Here is a 12,282-nt window from a genome sequence, read left to right as displayed (position 1 = left end):
GGCAAAAGATGGAGCCGGGCGTTCTGCCGCCGAACAGGGGCATTGCATCGACGGGGAAAACCGGGAGCCGGAGCCGGCCGCCTTAGTAGCGCGGACTCGCCAAGTCCGCGCTACTTTGCAACGCACGCCCCATTATTGCCGTCTGTCCCTGCTATGCTGAAACCCCTTCTCACGCTCTGCCTGCTCGCCGGCCTCACCGAAACCGCCGCCGCGCAAACGACGCCGCTCTACATGCCGCGCGACATCAAGGCCGCCTTCGCCAAAGGCACCCGCAGCCCCGACGGCCGCCCCGGCCCCAAGTACTGGCAAAACCGCGCCCGCTACGACATCACCGTGCAGGCCGCGCCGCCGGCCCGCGACATCCGCGGCCGCGAAACCATCACCTACTTCAACAACAGCCCCGACACCCTGCGCCAGGTGGTGTTGCGCATCATCCAGAACATCCACAAACCCGGTGCCTCGCGCGACGGCGACGCTTCGCCGGACTACCTCACCTCGGGCGTGGTGGTTGACAGCTTCCAGGTGGCGGGCCAGCTCAAGGCCCTGCCGCAGAACCTGGGCACCGCGCCGGGCGTTCGCCTACCCCGCCCGCTGGCCCCGCACGATTCGGTGAAATTTGCCGTGGCCTGGCACTTTCCGATTTCCATCGAAAGCGGCCGCGAGGGCATGATTGACCCCACCACCTACTTCCTGGCCTACTTCTACCCCCGCGTGGCGGTGTACGACGACTACAACGGCTGGGACCGGCTGCCTTTCGTGGATAGCAAGGAGTTCTACAACGATTTCAACGACTACACCCTGCGCGTGAAGGCGCCGGCCAACTACATCGTGTGGGCCACCGGCACCCTGCAAAACCCTGACCAAGTGCTGCAAAAGGACGCCGCCAAGCGCCTCAAGCAGTCGATGACCACCGACAAGGTGCTGCACATCGCCACCGCGGCCGACCTGGCCAAGAAGAGCATCACCACCCAGCAGCCCATGAACACCTGGGTATGGACCGCGCGCGACATCTCGGACATGACCGTGGGCCTGAGCGACCATTACGTGTGGGACGCCGCCAGCGTGATTGTGGATGCCAAGGCCAAGCGCCGCGCCAGCGTGCAGGCCGCCTACGCTGATTCGACGGTGGATTTTCGGGAGTCGGTGAAGAACGCGCAGTTCGCGCTGGGCTGGTTCTCAAACCCCAACAACTGGCCCGGCGTGGCGTATCCGTTTCCCAAAATGACGGCCTTCCAGGGCTTTGCCGACATGGAATACCCGATGATGGTGAACGACAGCCCGCAGAAGGACCCCAAGTTTGCGCAGTTTGTGCAGGACCACGAAATCGCGCACACCTACTTCCCCTTCTACATGGGCATCAACGAAAGCCGCTACGCCTACATGGACGAGGGCTGGGCCACCACGTTTGAGCGCCTCATCAACACCGCCGAAAACGGCGCCGAAACGGCCGACAAGTTCTACAAGCAATTCCGCGTCAGCCGCTGGATTAACGACCGCAGCACGGCCGAGGATTTGCCCATCATCACGCCCAGCAGCGAGCTGAAGTCGGGCTACGGCAACAACGCCTACGGCAAGCCCTCGCTCAGCTACTTTGCTTTGAAAGACATGCTCGGCGATGCGCTGTTCAAGAAAAGCCTGCACGAGTACATGGACCGCTGGCACGGCAAGCACCCCATTCCGTGGGATTATTTCAACTCGATGAGCAGCGCCAGCGGCCAGGATTTGAACTGGTTTTTCAACAACTGGTTCTTCACGAATGGCTATATCGACCTGGCTGTGACGGCCAACGGCTCCACCGTCACGGTGCAGAACATCGGCGGCTTCGCCGTGCCGTTTGATGTGGTGGTGGAGTATGCCGACGGCAGCAAAGCCACGCTGCACCAGTCGCCCGCCGTGTGGCAGGCCAATCAGCAGCAGGCCACCATCACCCTGCCCAAAGCCGCGAAATCGGTGCGGCTCGACGGCGGCATTTTCATGGATGCCAACGAGAAGGATAATGCCTGGGCGCAACAGTAGGCCCGCCTTCGTAGCTCGTCTGCTATTAATTGGCGGGCGGGTAACATTTTCTTAACATTGGCCAAACCAACTGCGAAAACCCCGTCGTAGGTTGCGTAGCAAAGCCCCGCGCTGCTGGTCAGCGCGGGGCTTTTTTGTTCACTCTAACGCGGTTCTATGCTCCTAATTTTTCTGTTTCTGGCGGTGTTGCTGCTCACGTATTCCAACGGGGCCAACGACAACTTCAAAGGCGTGGCCACGCTCTGGGGCAGCGGCACGCTGGCCTACCGCCCGGCCCTGGTGCTGGCCACGGTGGCCACGTTTGCGGGCTCGGTGTGCTCCTATTTCTTTGCCGAAGAGCTGATTAAGAACTTCTCCGGCAAGGGGCTGGTGCCGGACGAGATTATCGGGTCGGTTGATTTTACGCTGTCGGTGGCGCTGGCAGCGGGCGTCACGGTACTGCTGGCCACCCGGTTTGGGTTTCCTATTTCCACCACCCACGGGCTGGTGGGCGCGCTGGTGGGCGCCGGCCTGGTGGCGGTGGGCATGGCGGTGAACTTCGGCAAGCTGGGCACCACGTTCTTCCTGCCGCTCGTGCTGGGGCCCATTCTGGCCGTGGGCGTGGGCAGCCTGGTGTACGTGCTGTTTCATCGGGGCCGCCGGGCGGCGGGCATCACCGAGGAAAGCTGCGTGTGCGTGGGCGATGCCTGGGTGCCGGTGGCATCGGCGCCCACGGCCGCCTTCACGGCGCTGCCCACGCTGCAGGCCGGCGTCGGCACCCCGGCCGAGTGCCAGAACCTGTACCAGGGCAAGTTTGTCGGCCTCCATTTCCAGCCGCTCATCAACAACCTGCACTACTTCAGCGCCGCGGCCATGAGCTTCGCGCGCGGCCTCAACGACACGCCCAAGCTGGTGGGCCTGCTGCTGCTGTGCAAGTTCTTCGCCCTGCCCGTGAACGTGCTGATTCTGGCCGTAGCCATGGCCATCGGCGGCTGGCTGAACGCCAAAAAAGTGGCCGACACCATGAGCAAGAAGATTTCCAGGCTCAACCACGGGCAGGGCTTCACCGCTAATATGGTGACCAGCCTGCTCGTGATTTTCGCCAGCAAGCTGGGTTTGCCGGTGTCAACCACGCACGTTTCAGTGGGCAGCATCTACGGCATCGGCTTGGTAAACGGTACGGCCAACTCCAAGGAAATCGCCAAAATCGGGTTGTCGTGGCTGCTCACGCTGCCCGTGGCGGCGCTGCTGAGCGCGGGGTTTTACTTCGCTTTTCACAGCCTGGGCCGATGAGTGCCCCACTCCATAAGGAACGTCATGCTGAGCGCAGTCGAAGCATCTCTACCGCGCAACGCAATTATTTACTACTGCGGTAGAGATGCTTCGACTCCGCTCAGCATGACGGCATAACGTCAAATAACTACCATTTGCCCGCTTTATATGACCAAACCCCTCCTCTTCCTCCTCACCTGCCTCCTCCCCTTCCTCACCTTCGCCCAACAAACCACCAGCGCTTTCGAGGGCCAAGTGCTGGGCCAGCAGGGCGAGGGCATTCCCGGGGCCACGGTGGTGCTGACGCATGTGCCGACGGGCACCCGCAGCGGCACGCAGTCGGACGCCGGCGGCAAGTTTTTGCTCAACAACCTCAAGCCCGGCGGACCCTATCAGGTTCAGGTGAGCTTCGTGGGCTACGCGCCGCAAACCCAGGATGGCCTGTACCTGAGTTTGGGCAAGGTGGCCCGCCAGACGTTTACGCTGCGCGAAGCCAGCACCGAGCTGGCCGGCGTGCAGGTGACGGCCAACAAGAGCGACCCCTTCACGACCGACAAAAACGGCCAGGCCTACCACCTGGGCCAGACGGCCATCCAGAACACGCCCACCGTGAACCGCAGCCTCGGCGACCTCACCAAGCTGATGCCGCAGGGCAACAAAAATTCCTTCGGCGGCTCGAATTATCGATTTAATAACCTGAGCATCGACGGCATGGCGACCAACGACGTGCTCGGGTTTCAGGAGCCGGCCAGCGGGGCCAGCGGCACGGTGGCGGCGGGCACGCCGGGCGCGCTGGCGGGCACCCAGCCCATTTCGCTCGATGCCATTGACGAAATTTCGGTGGTGCTGTCGCCCTTCAACGTCACGCTGGGCAACTTCACGGGGGCCAACATCAACGCCGTGACCAAGGGCGGCACCAACCGGCTGGCCGGCAGCGTGTACAGCTACGGCCGCAACCAGCTCATCACGGGCAAGAGCGTGGACGGGCTACGCACGCCCATCGAGAACTACTACGACATCCAGTCGGGCGCCAGCCTGGGCGGGCCGATTATCAAAAACAAGCTGTTTTTCTTCGGCAACTACGAGCTGCAGCGGCGCGAGGAGCCGGTGTCGTTCGCGCCCGGCCAGCCCGGCGCGGCCGTGCCCCTGGCGGTGGCCCAGCAGGTGAGCGACTTCCTGAAAACGCAGTACGGCTACGACCCGGGCACGTTTGGCGACGCGGCCATCAAGCGCAACAGCGACAAATTCCTGCTCCGCCTCGACTATAACCTCTCCGACCGGCACCGCCTCACGCTGCGCGACAACTACGTGACCGGCTTTGCCGACAACCTCGAACGCTCGCCCACCGTGCTGAACTACGGCAACCAGGGTTTCCGGCACAACAGCCGCACCAACAGCCTGGTGGCCGAGCTGAAAAGCACGTTCAGCAACCAGGTTTCCAACCAGCTGATTGTGGGTTTCAACACAGTGAACGAAAACCGCAGCTACGAAAACCGCCTGTTTCCGCACCTCGAAATCAACTACAACGCCTCCACCATCATCTACGCCGGCACCTACCGCGAGGCGGCCATCTACGGCTCCAGCCTGAGCACCACGCAGCTGACCGACAACCTCACGATTTTCAAGGACAAGCACACGCTCACGTTCGGCACTTCCAATGAGCTGAATAACATCGAATACCGCTTCCTGACGGCCTTTAACGGGCGCTGGCAGTATTCGTCGGTGGATGCTTTCCTGGCCAACCGGCCCAACCGCGTGCGCGGCGTGTACAACACCGAAAACAACGACGCCACTTACAACAAAAACACGCCCTCGGCCGACTACCGGGTGCTGCTGCTCAGCGCCTACGCCCAGGACGACTACCACGTGACCAACCGCCTGAACGTGCAGCTGGGTTTGCGCCTCGACATGCAGCTGCACCCCGACAAGGTGCCCGTGAACGCGGCCGTGTTTAAGAACCCGGAGTTTGCGCAGTACCAGAACAAGTTCGGGGGCGTGCCGCAGCTCAACCCGCGCCTGAGCTTCAACTACCAGCTGAACGAGGCCGGCACGATGCAGGTGCGCGGCGGCTCGGGCCTGTTCACGGGCCGGATTCCGTTTGTGTGGTATGCCTACGCGCACTACATCTCCGGCAACCGCTACAACAACATCGACTACAAGCCCACCGGCGTGCTGCGCATTGCCGAGGACCTCTCGGCCCTGCAGGCGGTGCAGCCCGGCATTGCCGAAATCAACCTCATCGACAACGATTTCAAGCTGCCGCGCGACTGGAAGTCCACGCTGGCGTTTGATGTGAAGCTGCCGCACGACTTCACCTTCACGGCCGAGGGCTTGTACTCGAAAGTGGTGACGGGCATGCTGTTTCAGTCCATCAATTTCAAGGACGCCAAATCCACGTTTGCCGGGGCCGACAACCGGCCCTACTTCACCAACACCGGCAACGCGGCCAAGATTGACCCGGCCTTCACCAACGTGTTTGTGATGAGCAACACCAACCAGGGCTACAACTACAACGCCACGTTCTCGCTCAACAAGCGCATTCAGGACCACCTGGAGGCCACCGCCGGCTACAGCTACGGCCAGAGCAAGGACCTGGTGAACGGCGTGCGCGTGTCGCCGGCCGCCAACTACGAGTGGAACCAGGCGCTGGTGGCCAACTCGCCGGCCCTGGCCTATTCCAACTTCGATTTGCGCCACAAGTTCATCGGCAACGTCTACTACAATCTGAACGTGAAGAAGGTGAACCTCGGCGCCAGCCTGGTGTACATCGCCCGCTCGGGCAGCCCGTTCTCGTTCGTGTACGAGGGCGACGTGAACCGCGACGGCTCGGCCAAAAACGACCTGCTGTTCGTCCCTCGCACCCGCGAAGACATCGTGCTGGCCGACATCACGGGCGCCGCGCCCGTCTCGGCCGACCAGCAGTACGCCCAGCTCGATGCCTACATTAACAACGACCCCTACCTGGCCGCTCGCCGCGGCAGCTACGCCGAGCGCAACGCCGCCCGCACCCCCTGGACGCAGCAGCTCGACCTGCGCCTCACCGCCAGGCTGCCCCTCACCCAGGCCGGCACCCAGCGCCTCGAAATCACCCTCGACGTGCTCAACCTCGGCAACCTGCTCAACAACGACTGGGGCCGCCAGTACTTCGTGCCTAACATCAACAACTCGGGCTACGCCCTGCTCGATTTCCTGCGCATCGAGAACAACCGGCCGGTGTACCAATTCAAAAACCCTACCGGCACGCCTTGGCAAACCGACCCCATCAGCTCGCGCTGGCAGGGCCAGGTGGGCCTGCGGTATTCGTTCAATTAGAGTCAAAAAGGGCTGTTAGCATAAAAACAGAACGTCATGCTGAGCGCAGCCGAAGCATCTCTACCGGGGAAGCAATTATTTACTCTCGCGGTAGAGATGCGTCGGCTGCGCTCAGCATGACGTTCTTTTATTCGTCGCTTCCCGCGTTGCGCCGCTGCTTCTTCAGTTCCTGGCGCACCTCTTTCACCCGCTCGTCGAAGCCGTCGGGGTCGTAGCTCACGGCTTCCACGTCGAGCTGTTCGAGCAGGTCCATCATGGCGTTGGAGTGGTCGGTGCGGGTGCCGGCGGGCATGCTCACGAAGGTCATTTCCGACCACAGCAGGGCCAGCAGGCGCAGGCCGTCGTCGCTGCGCATCTGCATTTCGAGCACCAGATTGGAGTTGTCGAAGTGAATGAGTTGGCTCAGGATGCGGACCCGCGCGCCCTGCCGCGCCGGCTTGAGGTAGCTGATGTGGTGCTTGGTGATGACCCAGCCGGCCTTTTGCTCGCGGGCAATTTCGCCCATGTTCAGCTGGTAATGCTCGGTGGTGTGGTCTTCGCGGGCGTTGAGGAAGTAATCGAGGTAGCGGGCGTTGTTGAGGTGGCCCAGCATGTCGCAATCCTGAAAATGGACGCGGTAGGTGGTTTCGGGCGTTTGGATGAGGCGGGGCATATGGTGCGAGGGTTGTCTGGGGCAAAGGTCGGAAAGGCAAACGTCATGGTGGGCGCAACCGAGCCATCTTGCTCACGCCGCCCTTCGCGAAAACCTCACCCCCGGCCCCTCTCCCGCAGAGAGGGGAGCCTGACGATTACAAATGCTAGCTCAAGTCCTGCTCCGCCGTGGCTCCCCTCTCCGCGGGAGAGGGGCCGGGGGTGAGGTTTTCGCGAAGGGCGATGCAGCAATACCGTCAAAACTACTCGGCACGCCTAACACTTTGCGGAAAATTCCCTACCTTTTACCATCCAAAATTCCCGCCGTATGTTTTCGCTTACGCCCGCCCGCTCCCTCGTCCTCCAGGCCCTCGCCGACACCTTCATTCCCGCCCTGCCCGATGGCAGCCCGTCCGGCGCGGCCGGCGTGAACCTGGAAAAGCTCGAAGCCGCCATCCGGGAGCAGCCCGAGGGCGCACAAAACGAGTTTGGCCAGCTGCTCGATTTGCTGGAAAAGCCGCTGCTGGGCCTCACCTGGTTTGGCCCGCTGAAGCCCTTCCGCAAGCTCGATGCGGCGCACCGCGAGCAGCTGCTGCAAAGCTGGGCCGCCAGCAACGTGCCGCAGCTGCGCAAGGGCTTCCAGGCGCTGCGCAAGCTCTGTACGTTGCTGTACTACGGCGGCAGCATGGCCGAAGTGCCGGCCGTCTGGGGCCGCCTGGGCTACCCCGGCCCCGACGAGAAGCCCGTGGACTCGCCCAAGCCCATTCGCACGCTAAAACCCGACACCGACACCACCTACGAGTGCGACGTGCTGGTGATTGGCAGCGGCGCGGGCGGTGGCGTGGTGGCCGGCGAGCTGGCCGAGGCGGGGTTTGATGTGCTGGTGCTGGAAAAAGGCCCCTACTGCCACGGCTGCGACTTCACCCAGCGCGAAGTGGACATGCTGGGCCAGCTCTACGACGCCAAAGGCACCCTCTGCACCCAGGATGGCAGCATTGGCATCCTGGCCGGCGCCTGCCTGGGCGGGGGCACTACCGTGAACTGGGCCGGCGCCTTCCGCACGCCCGACTACGTGCTGCAGGAATGGGCCCGCGAGCACGCCGCGCCCCATTTCACCACCCTAGAATTCAAGGAAAGCCTCAACGCCGTGGCCCGCACCATTGGCGTGAACACCAATTACACCCGCCACAACGGCCAGAACCAGGCCCTCTGGGACGGCTCCACCAAGCTGGGCCAGGAAGTGAAGTTGATTCCGCGCAACGAAAAGGGCCTGACCGATTCCGACAGCCACTTTCGCAGCCTGGGCTACACCACGCTGGGCGATGCCCACGGCATTAAACAAGGCACGCTGAACACGTATTTGCTCACCGCCTTCGAGCACGGCGCCCGCATTCTGGCCGATACCAAAGTAGACCGTGTCACCATCAGCCAGGGCCGCGCCACCGGCGCCGAGGCCGTGTATACTTCCGAAAGCGGCCGTTCAGTCCACATTAAGGTGAAGGCGAAGCGCGTGGTGGTGGCTGGCGGGGCCATCCAGACGCCCGCGCTGCTACTGCGCTCCGGCCTGAAGCACCCGCACCTGGGCCGCCACCTGCACCTACACCCCACGGTGGTGGTGGGCGCGCGCTACCCGCACGCCATGAACTCCTGGCACGGCCCCAGCATGAGCGTGGTAAACGATACCTACACCCAGCTGCACGGCACCAACTTCGGCGCCAAGCTCGAAACGCCCCCCACCCACCCCGGCCTGCTGAGCATGGTGCTGCCCTGGCGCTCGGGCCGGCAGCACCACGAGCTGCTGCGCGACGCCAGCCACCTGGGCTCCTTCATCGTCCTTACCCGCGACCGCGACGGCGGCCGGGTGACCATCGATAAAAACGGCGCGCCACTTATTGACTACGTGCTGTCGGATTTCGACCGCGCCAATATGCTGGAAGGTGTGCGCGCCGCCGCCCAAATCCACGTGGCCGCCGGGGCCTCAACAGTGTATTTGCCCCACAACACGCTGCCCACTTTGGAAACGAAAAACGGCGTTTTACAAAACCCCGACGTGCTCGACAGGCTGCCGCACCTGAGCTGGAAGCCCAACCAGTTCGGCCTCTACAGCGCCCACCAGATGAGCACCTGCCGCATGGGCGGCGACGCGGCCACCCACCCGCTCCAGCTCAACGGCGAGACGGTGGAGGTGCAGGGCCTCTTCGTGGCCGATGGCTCGGCTTTTCCCGCGTGCAGCGGTGTCAACCCCATGCTCACCATCATGGCGCTGGCGCACTTCACGGCGCAGGGTATGAAAGCTAGCCGGGCGGTGGAAGCTATGCCGCGCATGGCCACCACGGCATAGCTCCGGGCTGGTCCGGCAAGCATTTCGGGAACGGGCCAAAACGGCTCAGAAATTTTACGGCCGCACGTACCCCGCAGGCGCTCGCTGCGTATGGGTGGAATATCGCCATTTTAATTTATGCGCATTGCCCTCCTTTCTGGCCTAGTGACGGCGAGCCTGTCGTTGGGCAGCTGCTCCATTTTCCACCGCGACAAGCCTGCGCCGGTGGTAGAAACCGTGCGCACCGCCGATTCGCCTGCGCCGCCCACCGCTGCCCGCGACCTGGCCGATGTGATGGGCGCCGAACTCAAGCTCACGCCCGACCAAACCGGACGCGTCCGCACCATCCTCAACGGTACCCTCACCCAGTCCAACGCCGCCAAAGAGAAGTTTGCACCCAAGTCGCCCCAACTCCTGGCCGAGCTCAAGCGCATCAACATCAACTCGCAAAAAGAGCTAAGCGCGGTGGTAGGCCCGACCAAATTCAAGCAGCTGCAAACCAAAGCCGTACAACAAAAAATAGCCACTGAGATGCAGCAGCGGCAGAAGTAGCTATTCTACTGGGTACTAGCGCGGCGGCATTTCCGGCTCCGGGTCCAGCAGCAGCGGAGCCACGTCGGTATCCTCGTATACATCGGCCAGCGGCAGGCGTAAGTTCAATTCCTGAATTTCGAGCACGTCGGCCGGGTCGCTGAACACGGTGTAAATCCACTCATCGGACTCGTTGCGCCGGAACCATTCCAGTACCCAGGCCGTCTGCGAAACCAGAATGTAGTGGCGTAATGATGCCATTTTTTTGTACTGCGTGAATTTTCGGCTGCGGTCGTACTCGGCCGTGGAAGGCGACAGCACTTCTACAATCAGCAACGGCTGTCGCACCAGATGAGGGTCGCGGCGGTCGGCGGGGTCGCAACTCACCACCACGTCGGGGTAGGTGTGGTGGAAATCGTCCTGCACGGCTAGCCGAACCGATTCATCGTACGCTCGGCATCCTCGTTGTCGGACGCCAGCCCGCAAGCCAGCCATAGTATTGCCCTTAATCAGGTTGTGCGACTTGGTACCACCATCCATCGCGAAAATTTCGCCGTCGAAATATTCGTGGCGCACCTCGCTTTGGGCCTCTAAGGCAAAATATTCTTCGGGGGTGTAGCGAGGGTGGATTTCGGACTGGCCCATGGTACTACGGGTAGGATGTTGCGCAAAAGTAGAACACAGGATTTCCGGGCTGCTACAAATACTTCACCAGCAACCCAATCAACTTCTGCACCTTGCTGGTATAGGGCGGGTACATGGCCTTGATGCCCGTGAAGCCCACGTGCTGCCGTAATACGCCCTTCTCATTGCTGAACGCCAGGAAACCCGAGTGGCCGTGCGCCTTGCCCAGGCCGGAATTTCCCACGCCGCCGGTTGGCAATTCGGGGTGCGCAAAGTGCAGCACCGTTTCATTCACGCCCGCCCCGCCGGCCGATACATTTTCCAGCAAATAGCGGCGGTTTGTGGCATCAGCGGTGAAAACGTATTGCGCCAGCGGCTTGAGGCGGGCGTTGATGTATTCTGTCGTTTCGGGCAAAGTTTTGAAGGTGAGCACGGGCAGCAGCGGGCCGAAAATCTCCTCGTCCAGCACGCGGGCCGAGGCCGGCACGTTGGTCAGAATGGTAGGCTCGATGTAGAGCTGTGCTTCGTTCAGGGTGCCGCCGGTGGCTACTGTAGCGCCTTTGGTTTGGGCATCTTCCAGCAGGCCGGCCAGCCGGGCGAAATGGTGCCGGTTGACTACCCGCGCCAGGGATTCGGAGCGCTCGATGCCGGCGCCGCTGGGGTTGTAGGCGCGCTGAATGGCGGCCGTGAGCTCGGTGAGCAGTGCCGGCTGCACGCTTTCCTGCACCAGCAGGTAGTCGGGCGCCACGCAGGTCTGGCCGTTGTTGAGGAATTTGCCCCACACAATTTTCTCGGCGGCGTCGCGCAGGTTGGCGGTTTCGTCCACCACGGCGGGGTTTTTGCCACCCAGCTCCAGTGTGAGGCCGCAGAGGTGCTCGGCGGCGGCGCGCATTACAATCTTGCCCACCTCGGGGCTGCCGGTGAAGAAAATGTGGTCCCAGGGCAGCTTCAGCAGCTCGGTGGCTACGGTTTTGTCGCCCTGCAGCAGCAGCACCTCGTCGGGTCGGAACAGCTCTTCGCACAGCTTTTGGAGCAGCGCGGAAGTGGCCGGCGTTTGCTCGGCGGGTTTGATAACGACGGCATTGCCGGCCGCAATGGCCGAAATCAGCGGCCCCACGGCCAGGTAAAACGGGTAGTTCCAAGGCGCTATGATGAGCACCACGCCTTTGGGCTCGACCTGCACCCAGGAGCGGGTGCCCAGCAGGGCCACCGGGGCGGCCACTTTGCGCGGCGCCATCCACTTTTTCAGCTGGCTCATGGTGTGCTTCAGCTCGACCAGCGAGGTCCATATTTCGGTCAAATCGGTTTCGGCGGTGGGCTTGCGGAAGTCGGCAAAGAGGGCCTGCTGAATGTCAGAGCGGTGCGCGTGCAGCCAGTTCATCAGCTTTTGCAAGCGGGCCCGGCGGGCGGCCACATCCTCCTGGCGCAGAGCGGCCGTGCGCTGGCGCAAGGCCGTAAACGCTTCCCCAAATGCATTGGCGGCAATGGCTCCGGCTGGTGAAACAAGGCCCTCCAGGGGCGCAGAAGCAGTTTGGGGCGTCACGAAGGCGGGATTTAGCAACGAGAAAGGAAGAACGGCCGGGCCGCACAGCACGGGC

Annotated in this window: 8 protein-coding genes; 5 read left to right on the top strand and 3 right to left on the bottom strand. The window is 62.6% G+C overall.

What is annotated here, in order from left to right:
• Positions 1-153 precede the first annotated feature (153 nt).
• The 3 genes from JKL48_RS12445 (at position 154) to JKL48_RS12435 (ending at position 6,579) form a co-directional block, all read left to right on the top strand.
• Positions 154-2,016 (top strand): M1 family metallopeptidase, encoded by a 1,863-nt coding sequence (locus JKL48_RS12445; RefSeq protein WP_236668761.1) that lies wholly within the window; start codon positions 154-156, stop codon positions 2,014-2,016.
• A 156-nt stretch (positions 2,017-2,172) separates the two neighbouring features.
• A complete protein-coding gene (locus tag JKL48_RS12440) occupies positions 2,173-3,288 on the top strand; it encodes an inorganic phosphate transporter (protein WP_201982853.1) in 1,116 nt (371 codons plus the stop codon).
• Between the two features lie 147 nt (positions 3,289-3,435).
• On the top strand, positions 3,436-6,579 hold the full coding sequence (locus JKL48_RS12435) for a TonB-dependent receptor (RefSeq protein WP_201982850.1): 3,144 nt from the start codon (positions 3,436-3,438) through the stop codon (positions 6,577-6,579).
• A 127-nt stretch (positions 6,580-6,706) separates the two neighbouring features.
• Here the strand turns inward: JKL48_RS12435 and JKL48_RS12430 are convergent, their stop codons facing one another.
• Positions 6,707-7,231 carry an acyl-CoA thioesterase gene (locus tag JKL48_RS12430; protein WP_201982848.1) on the bottom strand — a complete coding sequence of 175 codons (525 nt, stop codon included), beginning with the start codon at positions 7,229-7,231 and terminating at the stop codon, positions 6,707-6,709.
• 306 nt (positions 7,232-7,537) lie between these two features.
• Between JKL48_RS12430 and JKL48_RS12425 the strand changes: the two genes are divergently transcribed.
• Positions 7,538-9,550, top strand: a complete 2,013-nt coding sequence (locus JKL48_RS12425; RefSeq protein WP_201982845.1) for an FAD-dependent oxidoreductase — start codon at positions 7,538-7,540, stop codon at positions 9,548-9,550.
• Positions 9,551-9,667: 117 nt separating this feature from the next.
• Entirely contained in the window at positions 9,668-10,081 is a 414-nt protein-coding gene (locus tag JKL48_RS12420) for a hypothetical protein (protein ID WP_201982843.1), read from the top strand.
• 15 nt (positions 10,082-10,096) lie between these two features.
• On the opposite strand, the gene JKL48_RS12415 is transcribed toward JKL48_RS12420, so the two are convergent.
• Both JKL48_RS12415 and JKL48_RS12410 read right to left on the bottom strand, forming a co-directional pair.
• Positions 10,097-10,705: a Uma2 family endonuclease gene (locus JKL48_RS12415; protein WP_201982839.1), complete on the bottom strand. Its 609-nt coding sequence runs from the start codon at positions 10,703-10,705 to the stop codon at positions 10,097-10,099.
• A gap of 52 nt (positions 10,706-10,757) precedes the next feature.
• Positions 10,758-12,245: an aldehyde dehydrogenase family protein gene (locus JKL48_RS12410; protein ID WP_236668760.1), complete on the bottom strand. Its 1,488-nt coding sequence runs from the start codon at positions 12,243-12,245 to the stop codon at positions 10,758-10,760.
• Positions 12,246-12,282 lie beyond the last annotated feature (37 nt).

The organism is Hymenobacter rubidus, from assembly GCF_016734815.1.
Lineage (GTDB): Bacteria > Bacteroidota > Bacteroidia > Cytophagales > Hymenobacteraceae > Hymenobacter > Hymenobacter rubidus.
This window is presented reverse-complemented; position numbering and strand designations above follow the sequence as displayed.

What these genes read in the sequence shown, in the direction of transcription:
- JKL48_RS12420 (WP_201982843.1), top strand. Translation starts at nt 9,668, where the DNA reads ATGCGCATTGCCCTCCTTTCTGGCCTAGTGACGGCGAGCCTGTCGTTG.
- JKL48_RS12435 (WP_201982850.1), top strand. Translation starts at nt 3,436, where the DNA reads ATGACCAAACCCCTCCTCTTCCTCCTCACCTGCCTCCTCCCCTTCCTC.
- JKL48_RS12425 (WP_201982845.1), top strand. Translation starts at nt 7,538, where the DNA reads ATGTTTTCGCTTACGCCCGCCCGCTCCCTCGTCCTCCAGGCCCTCGCC.
- JKL48_RS12440 (WP_201982853.1), top strand. Translation starts at nt 2,173, where the DNA reads ATGCTCCTAATTTTTCTGTTTCTGGCGGTGTTGCTGCTCACGTATTCC.
- JKL48_RS12415 (WP_201982839.1), bottom strand. Translation starts at nt 10,705, where the DNA reads ATGGGCCAGTCCGAAATCCACCCTCGCTACACCCCCGAAGAATATTTT.
- JKL48_RS12430 (WP_201982848.1), bottom strand. Translation starts at nt 7,231, where the DNA reads ATGCCCCGCCTCATCCAAACGCCCGAAACCACCTACCGCGTCCATTTT.
- JKL48_RS12445 (WP_236668761.1), top strand. Translation starts at nt 154, where the DNA reads ATGCTGAAACCCCTTCTCACGCTCTGCCTGCTCGCCGGCCTCACCGAA.